The organism is Halococcus agarilyticus (assembly GCF_000334895.1).
GTDB classification, from domain to species: domain Archaea; phylum Halobacteriota; class Halobacteria; order Halobacteriales; family Halococcaceae; genus Halococcus; species Halococcus agarilyticus.
In genome coordinates, this window is record NZ_BAFM01000004.1 from 180,366 (window position 1) to 197,562 (window position 17,197).

Sequence of the window (17,197 nt, forward strand, 5' to 3'; positions counted from 1 at the left end):
CTACGGTCTGAAAGTTCTTGCAGCGTGTGCAACACCTCCCGCATGATGTCGTCGACGATCGGAGTGAGGTCGGGGACATCGACCCCGTTCGAGGGAAAACCGGCGAAACGTCGGCTGCTCGGCTTCGGAGTGGTCCGGCTTCGTAGCCGAGGGTCGACGACAACCCGTATCGGATTCGGTTCCACGAAGAGCGGCGCTCACCGAAAGCAGCCGACCGAACGGATCGTCTACCACGCCCCGTTCGGTCGTGAGATTTCGGGAAAATCGGTGGAACGACCGCTCGACTCCGCAGAGGAGACTACACCGCGATTCGACCGGAACTGACCGGTTCTGCGTCCTGTCGGTACGAATCGTACACCGACTCGGCCCACGACACCGCGGTTTCGTTCTCGGTTTCGACCAGGGCACGCGGCAGCCGCCGATCGTCGGTGACGTCCATCACCAGGGTGCCATCGGCCACCGCCAGACTGTACGGCACGCTGTCGCCGGAGCAGAACACCGCGGCCCGATCGGCGTCGGCGACCGACCGGGCCTGTGCAGTCATCTCGGCGTCGTCGCGGACGGCGTCGAGGAGGTCCGGCGTGACGACGGCCTCGAACGTCTGGGTTCCCTCGACGACGGCCTTCTGAACCGCCGTGAGAACCTGCGGGATCGCCGCGTACGCGAGCATCCGCACCTCGTCCGCCTCGCCCAGCCGCGCCGCCATCCGGAGCGTCGGGCGGAACGGACTGCTCTGCGTCGCCGTGGTGATTTCGGCATCCTGGAGCGTGGTGACGTCGAAATCCATCTCCTCGGTCGGCAGCCAGTCGACGACCCCCTGGAGCTGTTCGACGGCCTCCATCGCGTCGAGCAGTCGAGCGAACTCGGTCCCGACGAGTCGCCCGGTTCGCGTCGCCTCGTACCGGTGGTTCGTCTGGGTGACCCATCCCTTGGTCTTGAGATCGTCGAGGACGCGACCGACGGTCGAGGAGGACGCATCGATCGACTCCCGCAGCTCCGCCCGGTCACGAGGCCCTTCGATCAACACCTCCAGCGCCGCGAAACGGTTGCTCGACCGGGCGAGGAATTCGACGTTGTCGAGGGTCGTACTCATACACTCATGCCACGACGTATGTCACCAAATCCGTCCGCACTAATCGTCTAGATAGGAGATAACGTACCTACCGTTCGGTAGTGTAACGAAAAATAGTTTTTGACCAGACAGGTAATTCGATGGAATATGCTCACGAAGTGGGCGTCCTTTGGGGGGTGGGACGGTTTTCACGGACGATATATACGTCCATAGAGGGATGATGACGGTAGATACCTCGAAAGCGAACGATGAACGAACGACATGCCTCCTCAGCCACCTGAACCCGGAACAATGCACAGGACGAACGATCCGATCGCGTCCCGAACGATGTGAGGCGCTCGAACGAACCCGCCGATGTTCTTCAGAGACAGCAACGGACGAGGGCGCTCGGACGGCAGCAGAGCTCTCGGTTCCCCCTTCGACAGGACGGGGCGATGCACCTACGAGATCGCCATGCGGGGGGAGGACGAAGGGCAGATGGACTGGACGGTGGCGACGGCGTCCGACGGCAAGCGGACGGTCACGTTTCACTACGAGCGGGGTGCGGAAGCGTTCGATACGACCCTCACCGGCACACAGGAATCGATCGAAACGGAACTCATCACCACGCCTGCCCGTCCGTTTCTGTCGATCGTGCTGTTCCCCTCGGTGCAGCTCCTGATCGGAGACGGGGAGCCACGGGTTGGCGACCGACACACGTTTCCGGTCGCAGGGCGCGAGGGAACGCTCGAAATCACGGGTACCGGCACGCACCTCGGTATCGAGGGGTACACCTCGGTCTGGAAGGTCGACGGTGAACGACGGTACGAGGACTGTGTCGCACTCGATCTCGGACTCGTGCTGAGCGCGACTTACTACAGTTCTGGGGACACGGCGGCGTTTCTCCAGGCGGAACTCGTCAAGTACGAGCGTGACTGACTCCGTCCGGATCAACGCACTGCGATGGCAGCACTCACCGTGGCGTTCGCAGGATACGAGTACGCTGCGTGGGTCGTGAGAACGAGGCGGCCAGGCGAGCTCGACGGCCGCCGGATCAGCGCTGGCGGTAGATCAGGTTGCGCTGGATCGCGTTCGCGCCCTCGTAGATCACCGGGATCCGGCAGTCGCGGTAGACCCGTGCGATCCGGTTCTCGCTCAGCACCGACCGACCGCCGTGAAGCTGCATGCCGCGCTCGGCGCACTCGACGGCGGCCTCGGTGGAGTTCGCCTTGGCGAGTGCGGCCCAGTAGCCAGCGTTGTCCTGATCCGCCACTTTGCCGGCCGCCCGCCAGTTGAGCGCGCGGGCGCGCTCGAACTCGATGAGCATGTCCGAGAGATCGTGCTGGACGGCCTGAAACTCGCTCACGTCCCGACCGAAGGCTTCGCGGTCGTGGACGAACTCCCACGCTTCCTCGATGGCCGCCGCGGCGAGACCCAGCCCGTGACCGCCGACGACGACCCGGCCGTGGTTGAAGAACTCCGCGAGCATGTAGAAGCCGGTGCCCTCGTTGCCGACGAGGTTTGCCTCGGGGATCCGGCAGTCGTCGAATTCGATGTGGCCCTGTTTGGAGGCGCGAAAGCCCATCTTCTCGGGGATGTGTTCGGCGTCGTAGCCGGGGGCGTCGGTCGGCACGATGAACATCGAGTAGTTCGAGTAGCGGTCGTCGGCATCCCCCGTCTTGGCGTAGACGGTGAGCCACTCGGCTTCGACCGCGTTGCCGACCCAGTACTTCTCGCCATTGAGCACCCACTCGTCGCCGTCCTTTTCGGCGCTCGTGGTCATCCCGGCGAGGTCGCTGCCGGTCTGCGGTTCCGAGACCGCGAGTCCGGTGATCTGGTCGCATTCGGCGACCGGCCGGAGGTACTCCTCGTGCTGGTCGTCGCTGCCGTACTTCTCGACGATCTCGGCCCCGAAGCTCGCGAGCTGGAGGGTAAGTGCGATGCCGCCGTCCGCCCGGTAGAACTCCTCGGCGATCGCGAGCATCGCTTCGAGTCCGAGCCCGCGCCCGCCGAGGTCCTCGCCGATGTCCTGGGCAACGAGACCGGCGTCTTGGCCGGCTTCGAGGATCTCCCACGGGTACTCGCCCGTCCGGAAGTACTCCTCGGCGTTGGGGGCGATATGCTCGTCGGCGAACTCGCGGGCCTCGGCCTTGACCTCGCGTACGTGCTCGGGCACGATCGACTCGTCGAGTAGCTCCATATTCTCGATGGGGGCGCGACGCCCAAATAGGTCGCGTAAACCGGAAGCAGTAGGTCAGAGGTTGTCGGCTCTGTCCTCTGTGGACTGTGCAGCGAGTCTTTCAATTAGCGCGCGGTGATGGCGACTGTGTACTCGGTAACGGAATCCCATCCATCCGCTTCGAGATACGCTGCGTCGTACTCCCACTGCGCGCCGCTCGGGAGGTTGTTCGTGTTGTCGAGTCCGTCCCCAACTTTCGTATCGTCTCTGTAGAAGCCGATTTCGACCTGCACATAGGAAGCTTCGTTCTCCGACCTGTTCTCGACAAGACCAGTAACACCACCAGAGAAATCGCTAGTGTAGGACTCGGAAGACAGTACCACTACACCGCTATCTTCGGCAACGACATCCGATCGCTCGGTATCGTCATTCCCACTGGCGTCACTGTTGCCGACAGTACCACTGCCTTCATTCGAACCAGCGTCAGATTCCGAACAACCAGCGAGGACAACCGTACTGCCAGCTGCCAGGGTGGTGGTCGCTTGTGCAAGGTACCGTCGCCGCGTTTGATAGCTGTTCGAGTCGGGCTGCACTCAGACGCCCTCCGCAGCACCGCTTTGGTAGCGCCGATACATGTACGTGAGCTGTGGGAATGAGATCACGAGACCACCGATTATCGTGAGATAGAGGCCGATTGCCGCCGCACTATTGAGCGCTAGCAGACCTATCATTACGACGAGGACTCCACACCCACCAACGAGACCGTTGTTCCACTTTCCAATAGCATCGGGTTCCATGACCGTGACTACTGCGGCAATACCAGCGAGAATAAGGGTGAGGATGCCATCACCTTGGAGACCGCTAACATTTGTTCCGAGGACTGTCGCCCATGGAAGGACCGAACCGAAGCCAGCAACGACCGCCCCAGCGAGAGCGATTTTCTGGTCCGTTCGGAATTCCGATAGTGCGGCTATTACTGAATCGCCAGCCTGACTCGGTCCTGTACCCGATCCATCACCCCCACCACTTTGATCACGCTGTTGGGTTTTGTCAGTCCTGCTCTGCTGTGTTGATTCCGTGGTTCCGGACCCGGGTGTAGAGTTTGCCTGGTTGGAGTCCGATGATAGTGACAACGGTAGTGGTTGTTTGAACGGTGCGTTCTTTATTCTATGATTTCCGGCCATACGAGCTACCACAAAGGTTGTGAGATATTAAATCCACATGCCGATCCGATGTCTCGGGCGCTGTCTACTCGTCTTCGGGAGCCGCCTCCGCAGGTGCCTCGCCCTCGACCAACGAGGCGTCGGCGTACTCCTCACGGAGGTCCTTCTTCGAGAACTTCCCGGTCGCGGTTTTGGGTACTTCGTCGATGTACTCCACGTCGTCGGGCACCCACCACTTCGGGTAGTCCGCGGCGATCATCTCCAGCAGTTCGTCAGACAGGGCATCCTGGTCGACATCGCTCGCGGACACGACGAACGCGACCGGGCGCTCCTGCCAGCGCTCGTGGGGGACACCGACTACTGTTGCCTCGGCCACGTCGTCGTGGGCCATCAGGGCGTTTTCGAGTTCGACGCTCGAAATCCACTCGCCGCCCGACTTGATGACGTCCTTCGCGCGGTCGACGATCTGGATGTACCCGTCCTCGTCGACCGAGACCACGTCGCCGGTCTTGAGCCATCCGTTTTCAAAGTCCTCCTCGTTGGCCTCGGGACGCTCGAAGTACTCGGTAGTGACCCACGGACCGCGGACCCAGAGCTCGCCGAACTCCTCGCCGTCCCACGGTACCTCGTTGCCGTCCTCGTCGATGACTTTGAACTCGATGCCAGGCACCATCAGCCCCTGTTTGCCGCGTTTCGCGTGCCGATCGTCGGCGTCCCACTCGTCCATGCCCGGCTTGAGCCGCGCGACCGACCCGATCGGGCTCATCTCGGTCATCCCCCACGCGTGGAGGACGTCCACACCCAGCTCGTCGAACTGCCGGATGACGGCCTCGGGAGCGGCGCTCCCGCCGATGACGATCTCTTCGAGCGACGAGAGGTCGGCGTCGTTCTCTTCGAGGTATTCGAGCAGCCCGAGCCACACGGTGGGGACGCCCGCGGTGATGGTGACGCCCTCTTCCTCGATGAGGTGGGCGATGTCGGCCGGATCGGGCGAGGGCCCGGGATAGACGTGTTTCGCGCCGGCGGCCGTCGTCGAGAACGGCATCCCCCACGCGTTGACGTGGAACATCGGGACGACCGGCATCACGACGTCCGTGTCCTCGATCCCGAGGCCCTGGGGCGTCACTGTCGCCATCGTGTGCGACCAGAGCATCCGCTGGGTGTACTCGACGCCCTTCGGCCGCCCGGTGGTGCCCGAGGTGTAGCACATCCCGGCCTCGCGGTCCTCCTCGATCGCGGGCCAGTCGTACTCGGACCCCTGTTCGGCGATGAACGACTCGTAGTCCGTGACGGGATCGAGGTCGATCTCCGGGACCTCGTCGGCCATCACGACGAACTGCTCGACGCTGTCGAACGAATCGGCGTCGTACGCGCCGGCGAGCTTCTCCGCGAGCGAGGGGTCGACGAACAGGAGCTCGTCGGTCGCGTTCTCGACGATGTACTGGATGTGCTCGTCGGGCAGGAGGGGGTTGATGGTGTGGAGCTGGCGGCCCGAGTCGGGAACGCCGAAGTACGTCTCGAAGTGGCGGTGGTGGTTCCAGCAGAACGTACCGACGCGGGCCTCCTCGCCGATGCCGGCGGCGTCGATCGCGTTCGCGAGGCGGGCGACGCGGTCGCCGTACTCGGAGTAATCGTACCGCTCGATCCCGTCGGCGGTGCGCGAGACGATCTCGGTGTCGGGGTACATTCGCTCCGCGCGCCAGCGGAACGGTCGCAGGGTCTGTGGTGTGCCTCGTGGCATACAATCTCACAATGGCCGGTCCGTAATGATTCTTCCCTCCGACGGCGATCGTTCACCGTGCCTCGTCGGCAGTCCGGCATCTCGTCGTGGTGGTTACAGCGTCACTCGGTACGGTGGCTCACGGTGATCCCCTCGCCGAGCGGGATCGCGGCGGTCTCGAAGTCGGGATCGGCGCGGACCCGCGCGAGGTACGCCGCGACGCCGCGGGTCGACTCGTTCGCGTCCGCGACCGTCTCGCCCTCGACGAGGCGGAGTACCGTCTCGAAGTCGACGGAGGTGCTCGTCATCGCGTTGTCGGCGATCACCACGCCACCGGGCGCGACCTTCTCACGGATGGCGTCGAACGCCTCCTCGTACCGGTGCTTCTCGTTGTCGATCAGCACGACATCGAACGGCCCGTCGTACGATTCCGCGAAGTCGATCGCGTCGCCGTGTTCGAAGGACGCCCGGTCCGTGAGGTCGCCGCGATCGAAGTACTCACGCGCCCGATCGAGTTCGTCGGCGTCGATCTCGGTGAGGACGACTTCGCCCGCGGGCGGGAGCGCCCGCGCGAACCAGTACGCCGAGTAGCCGAAGCCAGAGCCGAACTCGAAGACCCGCTCCGCGTCGACGAGGCGTGCGAGCGTGGCGAGCCAGCCGCCGACCGCGGGGCCGACGGTCGGAAAGCCGATCTCTTCGCCGTGTTCGTTCATCTCGACCAGAATTTCGTCGGGCTGAGGACCGACCGCACGGGCGAAATCGGTGATGTCGTCGGCAACGAGTTCGGACATACCAGCCGCCTCGCGCGGAGGCGGGTAAAGACTTCCTCTCCGCTCGACCTGGCAGGTGGGAGCGGTCCGTGGTGGGGGTTGCGAGGTGGCTGCGGTTTGCGGTGCGGGGCGGTGGCGGGAGGAAGCCACGCGGCCGCGTTTATCGCGGCCGCACGGGGAGGGGTGGGGACTTCAGCGCGTGCCGAGCGTCCGCGAGCAACGCGAGCGGACGAAACGGGCGAACGGCGCAGCCGTGAGCCGGGCGACGCGCCCGGCGCGCGCAATGCGGTGCTGTGCGGCCTGGTGGTGCTGAAAAATCGGAGATTTTTCGCATGCCAAAAACGCCGTTCCACGGCGTTTTTGAGCAACATGAAAAGGGCGAGCGGCCGCGAGGGCTTTCGTTAGTATTGGTAGCGCTGGACGTCGTCCTGGGCCTGCTCGGAGAGCCCGACGTCGCCAGTCATCTCGTCGTAGGTCATGCCCGAGAGGTACTCGTCGTAGGTGACGTCGTAGCCGCTCCGGAGATGGAAGTCGAGCCGACCGGTCTCGACGGTGGCCTGAAAGAACTGATGAACTGCCCGGCGGAGGAGTTCGTCTGGGTCGTCGGGGTCGAACGCGCTCCCGAGAAGGGCGAGCTCGTTGCGGGTCTCGCGGTCGAGGCCCACGGTCGTCTCCTCGCCGAGATCGTCGTAGCGCGATTCGATCTCCGCGGTGAGGTCGTCGAGACTCATGGACCGGCATGAGCGTCGGTTCGGGAAACCGCTTTCGGCTCCACGGCCGACGAGGACCGCCACGCGTATCCCGAGCGCAGGACTACCGCGTTCGATGAGCGAGTCCGCGTTCTCGCCGCCCGACGACCGCGCTGCGGTCCGCGAGGCGCTCGTCGAGTGGTACGAGGACGACCACCGACCGTTCCCGTGGCGCGAGACCACCGATCCCTACGAGATCCTCGTCTCGGAAGTGATGAGCCAGCAGACCCAGCTCGATCGCGTGGTCGACGCGTTCGGCGGGTTCGTCGAGCGATGGCCCGACGCGACGGCGCTCGCGGCCGCCGACCGGGCCGACGTGGTGGGCTTCTGGAGCGACCATCGCCTGGGGTACAACAACCGGGCGCGATACCTCCACGAGGCAGCCGGCCAGATAGAGGAGGAGTTCGACGGCGAGTTCCCTGCGACGCCCGACGAACTCCAGAATCTCCAGGGTGTCGGACCGTACACCGCGAACGCGGTGGCGAGCTTCGCGTTCAACGCGGGGAACGCGGTGGTCGATACGAACGTCAAGCGGGTGCTGTATCGCGCGTTCGAGGTGCCGGACGACGACGCAGCGTTCGAGGAGGCGGCCAGCGAGCTGATGCCCGCGGGCGAGTCGCGGGTCTGGAACAACGCGATCATGGAACTCGGTGGCGTCGCGTGTACGAAGACGCCCGCATGCGACGAGGCCGAGTGTCCGTGGCGGGCGTGGTGTGACGCCTACGCGACCGGCGACTTCTCCGCGCCGGACGTCCCCACCCAGTCGCCGTTCGAGGGGAGTCGCCGGCAGTTCCGTGGGCGTGTCGTGCGCGTGCTCGGCGAGTACGACGAACTCGCGCTCGACGACCTCGGTCCCCGCGTCCGTGTCGATTACGTGCCCGCAGCCGAGGAATCGGATGGCGAGCCGAGCGAGGCCGACGGCAACCACGGCCGGGAGTGGCTGCGAGGGCTCGTCGCGGATCTGGCCGACGACGGGCTGGTCGAGGTCGAGGAACGCGACGAGGAGACCGTCGTTCGACTGTCCCGGTGAGCGCTTCTCCCGGCGTCCCGTGAACGATCGACTGGACGGGGCCTGGCGACGGTCAGGCCCCCTGGGCCGACCGCCGACCAGTCGGGAACCCGATCGTGCGGTGGACCGCGACGAGGAGCGCGACGAGCACCAGCACACCGACCGCGAACCCCTGGAAGATCGAGGAGTACCCGAGCCCCGTATCGAGCAGCGTGCCGACGACCACGCTGCCGAGCGCGTTGAGGAGCATGATCCCCGCGCTGAACACGGCGTAGGCGCTCGCGCGGTGGGCGTCCGGCAGCGAGTCGAGGACGTAGGTGTCCATCGTGGGGAAGAGGCCGTGGATCACGAACCCGAGTGCGGCGCTCGCGGCGACCAGTTGGTAGAAGCCGGTGGCCAGCGTGAGCGCGAGGAGACAGCCGGCGAACGCGCCGACGATCCCGAGCAGCAGCGGGATGTACGCCACCCGGTCGGCGAGGCGGCCCGCGATCCAGAACGCGGGCACGCCGGCGGCGAAGACCACCGTGAGCAGTTCGCGCGCGGTGGCCTCGGCGATCGGCTTGGTAGCGACGAGATACGAGACGTAGAAGTTGAACACGCCGTTCCACGCGAGGCCGGCGAGGCCAGCGAGTGCGACCCCGCTCAGGATGACGGGCCACTGTCGCCGTGCCGCCCCGAGGAAGTCCCGATCGAGCTCCTCGCCGGGCGGAAAGGTCGTGCGCCACGCGACGAGCCCGAACGCGAGGGTCGCTACGACCGCGACCGCGCTGACGAGGCCGAACGCGAGCCGCCACCCTCCGATCGGGAGGATCCCGGCGCTCTCGATCCAGAGGACGCCGGTGACGAACAGCGGTGCGCCGGCCGCGGCGAGCTGGCTCGCGGTTCCGTGGATGCCGACGGCACGTCCGATCGAATCGGGAAACAGGTCGCTCAGCAGCGGTTTCGCCGCGATGAAGTACACACCGCTGGAGAGCCCCATCAGAAAGGCGCTCGCCCAGAGCACCGGGAGGGAGGTAGCGCTCGCGGCGAGCAAGGGCGAGAGGGCGAGGATCGTCCCGGCGGCGAGGATCACGGCGTACCGCGGCACGAAGGTGAGCAGGTAGCCAGTCGGCAGCCGCGGCAGCGCGCTGCCGAGCCACGCCAGCGTCGCCAGCAGTCCGATCGCCGCCGCCGACGCCCCGAACGCGGTCCGGATCGGCTCCAGCAGGGGCGCAAAGACGACTCGCGCGAGGTTGACCAACAGCACCATCGTACACATCGAGCCGAACAACTGCTGGCGTGACACTGCCTCGGCGGACGACCCAGGGAGGATCAAGCCTTTGTGAAGCGGCAATACCGTGCCCCGACGAGCGGCCCGGCGAAAGCACCGATCGACCAGCGTCGGACGCAACCGCCGCGGCTTTGGTTTTCGGGATCCTCGGGACTGATATGCCAGACCGGCCCCACGTCGCCGCGCTCGCCGGCAGCCTCCGCGACGGCAGCTACACCCGCATCGCCCTGGAGCACGCACTCGCCGAGGCCGAGGAGCTCGGCGCGAGCACCGACCTGATCGATCTTCGGGAACTCGACCTCTCGGTGTTCGACGCCGACGACCGCGAGGCCGGTGACGCGCTCGAACTCGAACGGCGCGTCCGCGAGGCCGACAGCGTGCTCCTCGGGACCCCCTCCTACCACGGGTCGTACTCCTCGGTCCTGAAGAACGCGCTCGATTACTGCGGGTTCGACGAGTTCGAGAACACCACCGTCGGCCTGCTGTCGGTCTCCGGGGGCGGGTTCCCGATCACGCCGCTCGATCACCTCCGTGCGGTCTCGCGCGCACTCAACGCGTGGGTCATCCCCCACCACGCCGCCGTCCCGCGCGCGAGCGGGAAGTTCGAGGACGGCGAACTCACGGACGAGGATTCGCGCGAGCGCGTGGCGACGCTCGGCCGGCGGGCGGTCGAGTACGCCCACATCGAACCCGATCCGGCGTGTCTCGAAAGTACCCAGAACGTCGGCGCTGACGACTGAACACGGCGCGCCTGGCGACGCGTCACGTCCCAAAGCACGTTTCCCACCGCTGGGAGCCATCGGCACAGCTCACGTGTCTACCGTCTCCCCTCTGGCGGCGGTCGCGTTGCGCGCGGTGGCGATCCAGTCGGGTCGTTCGACGGTCGTTTCGTCGAGTCCCCTGAATCGAACGACCCGTACGCCCTCGACCGTCGTATTGGGATCGCTCCTGAGGCGTCCGGTGTACTCGACGCGGTACCGCTCGACGCGCCCGGTCTCGGTCAGCGTGAGCGCAACCGTGCGTTCGGTCACGTTGACTCGCAACGGCGAGATCGGACGATTGGTTTCCGGCCTCACGTTCATTTCGAGGCGAATCCGTCCGTTCGCAGTCGATACTGCCGTCGACTCGGTGAGCGTATAGTACGAGATGAGCTGTTGTCGCCCCACCGGACCGCTGGCCCCGGTGATCGGAAACACGAAGTATTCCGTCCCGTTCTGTCCCTGCAACCGATACAACCCGTGTGACCCGTTGAACCAGCTGTCGACGTCCGTTACCGGCCTTCGTGCGAACTGCGCGTACGTGCCGTTGTACGACCGTTCGACCATCCAGCGGCTGTGATCGGCTCTGATCCGCTGGACGCTACTCGTGTCGACGAGCCGCGTACCGTTGGAGGCGACCAGCGTGTGATTTCTCCGCACGGTGAAACTGGTGTTCGCGAGCGCGTCGGCGTGGGCGTCGGCGAGCGCGAAGCTGTCCGTGATCCCGTCCTCCGAGAGACCGTCGGGCGGATCGCTCAGCGGATCGTCGGTGGGAACCGGTGCAGGAGTGACGGTCGCGGGGGTTTCGGTACCTGTATCGAAGCCGGTCCCACTGCATCCCGCAAGGAGAACGAGTGAGACGAGACCGACGACTGCGGCCAGCCGTCGCATGGGCGGTACATCAACGCCGAACACATATCGCTTGGGGTGGATGAACGCCGAACGGCGTGCTGCCTCGATGAACTCGTTTCCTGAAAGCGATCGTTCCCCGATTGCCGGGGCGGCGTAGCAACGCCTCGACATCGAGACGTGCTCGTCGCCATCGGTGGACAGCGCCGACACTCCCGAGCGTGTGCCGAAACCCGAATAGGCGCTGCCGCCGTACGGAACGGCGTGACGCAGTGGGTCGAGAACCCGACCGGCGGGCGCGATCGGGGAGCCGTCGCGCTCGTCCGCGCCTGGCTCGAAGTCCTGGTGCGCCCGCGCCGGTTCTTCGCGGCGGGGGTCGCGCCGGGCGACCAGGCTCCCGGCCTGGTGTTCGCCATGGCTGTCGTCGCCATCGAGGAGGCGACCCGGTTCGCGCTCGTCCCCGACGCCTACCCGGTGGTCGCGAACCGACCGCTCGTTTCGGGCGTGGTCGCAGTCGTCGTCGCGGCCGGCTTCGTCGCGCCGCTCGCGCTCCACCTGATGGCGGCGATCGAGACGCTCGCGCTCGCCGGGCTCGCCAGCGACCGAGCCGGCGTCAGCGAGACGGTCCAGGTCATCGCGTACGCGATCGCGCCCTGTGTGTTCGCCGGCGTACCGATCCCCGCGCTCCAGGTGCTCTGTGCGTGCTACGGGGCGGTGCTGCTCGTCGTCGGGACCGCGACGGTTCACGACATCGAGGTTGGGCGGGCGGCCGTCGCCGCGGCGCTGCCGGGGGTAGTCGTCTTCGGGTACGCGTTCCGGGGGTTCGGGGCTGCCGCCGCGCTCGTGGCGGCCGTCTGATCACGCGTCGTCCGTGACCTCGATCTCGATCGCGTTCGGCAGGTAGGCGTTGGCGGCGTACCCACCCTCGTTCCACGGGAACTCGCCACTCTCGACCGCGTCGAGTCCGTCCGCCGGCGTGCCGATGGTCGCCGGCTGGCTCCGTCCGTGCTCGTCGGTCGCGCGCGAGGCGAGGGTGTGAGTCCCCGAGTCCGGCTCCCACGCGTACTCGAACAGTCGCCACGCACCCGCATAGTTCGGCCCGAACAGCTCCGCGTCGTGCCACGTCTCGCCCTCGTCGTCCGACACCTCGACGCCCCTCACCGCGTCGTCGCCGGCCCACGCCACACCGCGCACCGTGACCGATCCCTCGCGAGGAGTGACGGGCTCCTCGCCGGTCGGTCGACCGATCAGCGACATCACGGTTTCGTCGAAGGTGTACGGGTGCTCGACTGCCGGCGATTCGAGCTGGTCCCACGTGTCGGCCGTCGGAACGGTGTCGGTGTGCTCGGGCGTCGTGCCCTCGGGATGGATGCGGTAGTCGTCCTGCTGCCAGCGGGCGTGGGTTCCGGGCCGGTCGAGCGATCCCTCGGTGACCATCCCGTCGGTCACGCGCAGTTCGGAAAGCCACTTCACGCTGTTGACGCCGTACCAGCCGGGCACCACCAGTCGGACGGGATACCCGTGTTCGGCGGGGAGCGCCTCGCCGTTCATCCCGTGGGCGAGGATGCAATCGTCGAGTGCCTTCGAGAGTGGGATCGATCGGGCGAACGTCTCCTCCTCGGTGCTGTCGTCGCCGATCGCGGTGAGCCACCGGTCGCCCTCGTGAGTCGTCGGGTCGCTCGCCGCGTCGCCCACGTCCAGACCGCCCGCCCGCAGCACCGACCGGACCGGCGTGCCGCTCCAGACGGCGGTGCCGACCGCCTCACAGCCCCACTGGACGCTGCCCGTTTCGGGGTCGTGCTGGCCGCGGCCGTTGCCCGCACACTCCATCGTGTGGGCGACCGCCACAGTAGGAAGGTCATCGACGATCTCGCTGAGCGGGAGTTCGACGGCGTCGCCGTCGCCCGACCACGCGAGATCGATCGTCCACGACTCGGCGTCGCCCTCGGGAATCGGGTTCCGGTGGCAGACGAAATGCTCCTCGATCGGCGTCAACCAGTCCGCGAACGTCGCCCGGCTCGCCGCGCCGACGACGGTGTAGCGGTCGGCCTCGTCGCGGGTCTCGCTCGTTCCCGGTTTGCGGTCGAGGATCGCGTCGATCTCCTCGCGGCGTCCGGGGCGCGTCTCGCTCATACGTCTTCGGTCGCGGGCGCGCCGCATAACCGTTTCCCGCCCTCCGACGAGCGTCGTCCGGACACACCGACCGACGAATCGCTCGCCGGTGACGAGCCGGAGCGTTAACCATCGCCCGATCGTAGCGCCAGCGTGCTCAACCTGAACATCGACGAGTTCATGATCGAACTCAAAGAGGGAGCGCTCAAGAACGTGGGGCCGGCGAACAAGTCGGCCGAGGCAAAGCTGTTCGACGTCGAATCGGCGGCAGCGCGCGAGTTCGGCGACAAGCGCGTGAAATGCGTCTTCGCCGACGACGAGGGCAACGAGGTCGAGGTCGCCCTCTTTCCCGACGACGCGCGCCGGATCGCGCGCGACATCGAGGCGCTCGAAGAGAGCAGTCCGGTGTTCGAGTGATAGGTTCTCGCTCGTGTGACGGCAGACTCGAACGCAACGGATCACGACTCGAATGAGAACCGCGGGCCACACCCTCCCCAGCCGACTCCTTCGCTCGGTCTTCGACCTCGCTCAGTCATCCCTCGCGCGAGTCGGCCGTCTTCGACGCCCTCCCGCGCGCCACCGTGGATCGACACACCCGGCCATCGGGGTTGTGGCATCGGTTCGAGCGATCGTCCGCGTTTCGACAACCGTTTTAGTCCCCGTCCGTTCGGTCCGGTAATGGGTAGTTGTATCATCTGCGGCACCTCCGTCGACGGCCACATCTGTGGCAGTCACGAGGAGGACGTCGTCTTCGAGTTCGAGGGATCGCGCGCGAACCAACTCACGCCCGGCCGCTTCTACGAGGGAGCGGTCGACGGCTTCGCCGACTTCGGCGTGTTCGTCGACATCGGCGACAGCGTCACCGGACTCCTTCATCGGAGCGAGCTCGACACCCGGCTGGAGAGCCTCGACTGGGACGCGGGCGAGACGGTGTACGTCCAAGTCACCGACGTTCACGACAACGGCAACGTCGACCTCGCGTGGTCGATCCGTCAGTCGCCACGCGAGTTCCGCGGCGAGCTCGTCGACGATCCCGAGGGCGATCGGCTCGCGGAGGCCGAGGCCGACTCCGGCACCGGGGCGGCGGGGGCGACCGACCCAAATGAGCGCGCGGCCGCCGACTCGGCGGCCGAACCCGAGACCGGTAGCCCCGCTGTAGCGGACGACGAGAACGGTAGTGACGCCACCCGGACCCGAACGGACGGGAACGCGGACGCGGACGACACGGGGACGAGCGCGAGTTCCACGGACGCACGTGAGAGCGGGACGACAGCCACCCCCACGAACGAGGGGAGCGGTGGCCTGGTGGCGGCCGAACGCGAGCGCGTGCCGATCGACGACCTCGAATCGCGGGTCGGCGACCACGTCCGCGTCGAGGGCACGGTCGTGAGCGTGCGCCAGACCGGCGGCCCGACGGTGTTCGAACTCCGCGACGAATCCGGTACTGTGGACTGTGCGGCGTTCGAGGAGGCCGGCGTCCGCGCGTATCCCGACGTCGAGACGGATGCGGTCGTCGCCATCGAGGGCGAGGTCGAACGCCACCGCGACGACCTCCAGATCGAGACCGCGGGGCTCGCGGTGCTCGACGGCGAGGAGCGCGAGGAAGTCGAGGAACGTCTCGAAGACGCACTCGCCGAACGAGCTGCGCCCGACGCGATCGAACCGCTCGCCGACGATCCCGTGATCGACGATCTCGGCGAGGAGATCCACGACCTCGCGGGACTGATCCGGCGCGCGGTGCTCGAATCCCGCCCCGTCGTCGTGCGTCACGACGCGAGCGTCGACGGCTACGTCGCGGGCGCGGCGATCGAGCGCGCCACGCTGCCCCTGGTGCGCGACGAGCACGCGCGCGACGACGCCGAGTACCACTACTTCGACCGCCGGCCGGTCGAAGACGGGATCTACGACATGGACGCCGCGACGCGCGACGTCACGAGAATGCTCGACGCCAACGAACGTCACGACGAGCAGTTCCCGCTGTTCGTGTTCTGCGGCGTCGGGAGCGCACAGTCGCGCGACGGCCTCTCGCTGCTCTCGGTCTATGGAGTCGAGCGGGCCGTGCTCGGCGACCGCGCGCTCGACGCGGACGACCTCGCGGCACACGTCACACCCGCCGATCGTGACGCCGGAGCGACGACCGCAACGGCGATCGCGGCGAACGTCGCGGCAGGCGTCAACCCCGAGGTCCGCGACGACCTCGATGGTCTCCCGGCGGTGAGTTACTGGGAGGACACGCCCGAGGCGTACGCCGACCTCGCGAGCGAGGCGGGTGCCGACGCCGACCGGACGCGCGACGTCCGGGGGGCGATCGCGCTGGTGGCGAACTACCAGGCCTACGAGGACAAGCGCGAACTCGTCGCCGATCTGCTGTTCGACGGCAGCGAGTCGCTCGCCGAACGGCTCGCGGGCCAGTTCCGCGAGAAGCTCGACGCGGCGATCGAGACCGCCGAGGCCCACCTCGACCAGCGGGAGGCCGACGGTGTCACCGTGGCGGTGCTCGACACCGACGCGTTCACCCATCGGTACGACTTCCCGCCGACCGATCTGCTGTGTGACGAACTCCACCGCCGGACCCGCGAGGACACACCTGTGCTCCTCGGGCTCGGCGAGGACGAACTCCTGCTCCGACACACTGGCGATCTCGATCTCGACACCGTTGCCGAAGCGATCGCCGAGCGCGCACCCGAGGCGGGCGTGACCGCACGCGCGGCCCGCGACGACCGGATCGAGTTCCTGCTCGGCGAGCGCGACGCCGTGCTCGACGCCACGGTTGCAGCAGTTGGCGAGCAGTTCGACTGACGCTGCGGCTGTGGCGGCTGCGGAGGCGGTCGCGGACCTGGCGGATGAAGGGCGAGCGACCAACGGGAGCGAGGGCTTCGGCGGTGCTGTGCGGCTGTGGGGGCGGTCCTCGGCGGATCGAGGGCGAGGGAACGGAGTGACCGAGGGCTCGGAGGTGCTGTACGGTGGCGGTTGCGGAAAGCGCCAGCAGTTCTACCGCGAGCGAACGAAGTGAGCGAGCGGGTGTTTTTAGTCCGGGTTTTTGGAAGGGGTTCGAGGGAGCGCGCAACGCGCGCGACCGAGAATCCCTTGTAAAAAAAGTGGGTGCTTAGAACGCGTCGCCTTCGATCGAGATGTCGGCGTGGAGCTCCTCGCGGAGCGCGGCGTGGACGTGACAGATGTCCTCACCGCGCTCTACCAGTTCGTCCTCGTCGCCGGCGATGTCGGCCTCGACGCGGATATCGAACCGGATGGCCGAGAGGTCCTCGTCGTCGTCGATGTCGGCTTCGGCGTCGATCTCGATCTTGCCTAGGTCGTCGTAGTCGCGCTGCTGGGCCCCGACGCGGAATGCAGGGATGTAACACGACGCGTAGTCGGCGACGAGCGTGGCGTTCGGGTTCGGCCCCTCCTCGTCGGTGGCGTCGACGGTGAGTTCGAAACCGCCGACCCGGCTTCGCGTGACGAACCCCTCCTCGGACGTGCTGTTGACTTCGATATCTGCCATTGCGGCCGATTCGACGGCCGCCAGACCCCTAAACATTGCCCACTCGTGTGCCGGGGCCGCCATCG

18 protein-coding genes are annotated in these 17,197 nt (G+C 66.8%); 7 read left to right on the forward strand and 11 right to left on the reverse strand.

Translation table 11 applies throughout. From position 1 onward, the window contains the following. Positions 1-298: 298 nt before the first annotated feature. Positions 299-1,093 (reverse strand): helix-turn-helix transcriptional regulator, encoded by a 795-nt coding sequence (locus TX76_RS05000; RefSeq protein WP_049899804.1) that lies wholly within the window; start codon positions 1,091-1,093, stop codon positions 299-301. Positions 1,094-1,525: 432 nt separating this feature from the next. Between TX76_RS05000 and TX76_RS05005 the strand changes: the two genes are divergently transcribed. Then, positions 1,526-1,990 (forward strand): hypothetical protein, encoded by a 465-nt coding sequence (locus tag TX76_RS05005; RefSeq protein WP_154019004.1) that lies wholly within the window; start codon positions 1,526-1,528, stop codon positions 1,988-1,990. A gap of 115 nt (positions 1,991-2,105) precedes the next feature. Here the strand turns inward: TX76_RS05005 and TX76_RS05010 are convergent, their stop codons facing one another. From TX76_RS05010 to TX76_RS05030, 6 genes are all read right to left on the reverse strand, one after another. Next, on the reverse strand, positions 2,106-3,251 hold the full coding sequence (locus TX76_RS05010; protein ID WP_049899807.1) for an acyl-CoA dehydrogenase family protein: 1,146 nt from the start codon (positions 3,249-3,251) through the stop codon (positions 2,106-2,108). Positions 3,252-3,355: 104 nt separating this feature from the next. Then, complete coding sequence (locus tag TX76_RS18575) at positions 3,356-3,823, reverse strand: FxLYD domain-containing protein (protein ID WP_324185974.1); 468 nt, start codon at positions 3,821-3,823, stop codon at positions 3,356-3,358. Beyond that, positions 3,824-4,414, reverse strand: a complete 591-nt coding sequence (locus tag TX76_RS17500; protein ID WP_154019008.1) for a hypothetical protein — start codon at positions 4,412-4,414, stop codon at positions 3,824-3,826. It abuts the gene before it with no gap. Positions 4,415-4,478: 64 nt separating this feature from the next. Further along, on the reverse strand, positions 4,479-6,134 hold the full coding sequence (locus tag TX76_RS05020; RefSeq protein ID WP_049899815.1) for a long-chain fatty acid--CoA ligase: 1,656 nt from the start codon (positions 6,132-6,134) through the stop codon (positions 4,479-4,481). A gap of 101 nt (positions 6,135-6,235) precedes the next feature. Further along, on the reverse strand, positions 6,236-6,904 hold the full coding sequence (locus TX76_RS05025; protein ID WP_049899818.1) for an O-methyltransferase: 669 nt from the start codon (positions 6,902-6,904) through the stop codon (positions 6,236-6,238). A gap of 380 nt (positions 6,905-7,284) precedes the next feature. Further along, positions 7,285-7,614, reverse strand: coding sequence for a hypothetical protein (locus tag TX76_RS05030; RefSeq protein ID WP_049899821.1), 330 nt, complete (start codon positions 7,612-7,614; stop codon positions 7,285-7,287). 94 nt (positions 7,615-7,708) lie between these two features. On the opposite strand from TX76_RS05030, the gene TX76_RS05035 reads away from it, so the two are divergent. After that, on the forward strand, positions 7,709-8,662 hold the full coding sequence (locus TX76_RS05035; protein WP_049899824.1) for an HhH-GPD family protein: 954 nt from the start codon (positions 7,709-7,711) through the stop codon (positions 8,660-8,662). A gap of 52 nt (positions 8,663-8,714) precedes the next feature. Here TX76_RS05035 and TX76_RS05040 read toward each other — a convergent pair whose 3' ends face one another. Continuing rightward, entirely contained in the window at positions 8,715-9,890 is a 1,176-nt protein-coding gene (locus tag TX76_RS05040; protein ID WP_049899827.1) for an MFS transporter, read from the reverse strand. A gap of 179 nt (positions 9,891-10,069) precedes the next feature. On the opposite strand from TX76_RS05040, the gene TX76_RS05045 reads away from it, so the two are divergent. Further along, on the forward strand, positions 10,070-10,651 hold the full coding sequence (locus TX76_RS05045) for an NADPH-dependent FMN reductase (RefSeq protein WP_049899830.1): 582 nt from the start codon (positions 10,070-10,072) through the stop codon (positions 10,649-10,651). Between the two features lie 69 nt (positions 10,652-10,720). Here the strand turns inward: TX76_RS05045 and TX76_RS05050 are convergent, their stop codons facing one another. Next, positions 10,721-11,560, reverse strand: a complete 840-nt coding sequence (locus TX76_RS05050; protein ID WP_049899832.1) for a DUF7537 family lipoprotein — start codon at positions 11,558-11,560, stop codon at positions 10,721-10,723. A gap of 222 nt (positions 11,561-11,782) precedes the next feature. On the opposite strand from TX76_RS05050, the gene TX76_RS05055 reads away from it, so the two are divergent. Continuing rightward, complete coding sequence (locus TX76_RS05055; protein ID WP_049899834.1) at positions 11,783-12,376, forward strand: YIP1 family protein; 594 nt, start codon at positions 11,783-11,785, stop codon at positions 12,374-12,376. On the opposite strand, the gene TX76_RS05060 is transcribed toward TX76_RS05055, so the two are convergent. Continuing rightward, a complete protein-coding gene (locus tag TX76_RS05060) occupies positions 12,377-13,651 on the reverse strand; it encodes a molybdopterin-dependent oxidoreductase (RefSeq protein WP_049899837.1) in 1,275 nt (424 codons plus the stop codon). It lies immediately after the preceding gene. A 132-nt stretch (positions 13,652-13,783) separates the two neighbouring features. Here TX76_RS05060 and TX76_RS05065 point away from each other — a divergent pair, with 132 nt between their 5' ends. The 3 genes from TX76_RS05065 (at position 13,784) to TX76_RS17505 (ending at position 16,643) form a co-directional block, all read left to right on the forward strand. Further along, a complete protein-coding gene (locus TX76_RS05065) occupies positions 13,784-14,047 on the forward strand; it encodes a hypothetical protein (RefSeq protein ID WP_049899841.1) in 264 nt (87 codons plus the stop codon). Between the two features lie 261 nt (positions 14,048-14,308). After that, positions 14,309-16,429: an OB-fold nucleic acid binding domain-containing protein gene (locus tag TX76_RS05070; protein WP_049899843.1), complete on the forward strand. Its 2,121-nt coding sequence runs from the start codon at positions 14,309-14,311 to the stop codon at positions 16,427-16,429. Between the two features lie 10 nt (positions 16,430-16,439). Further along, positions 16,440-16,643, forward strand: coding sequence for a hypothetical protein (locus tag TX76_RS17505; protein ID WP_154019009.1), 204 nt, complete (start codon positions 16,440-16,442; stop codon positions 16,641-16,643). Positions 16,644-16,736: 93 nt separating this feature from the next. Here the strand turns inward: TX76_RS17505 and TX76_RS05075 are convergent, their stop codons facing one another. After that, positions 16,737-17,132: an OsmC family protein gene (locus TX76_RS05075; protein WP_049899846.1), complete on the reverse strand. Its 396-nt coding sequence runs from the start codon at positions 17,130-17,132 to the stop codon at positions 16,737-16,739. Positions 17,133-17,197 lie beyond the last annotated feature (65 nt).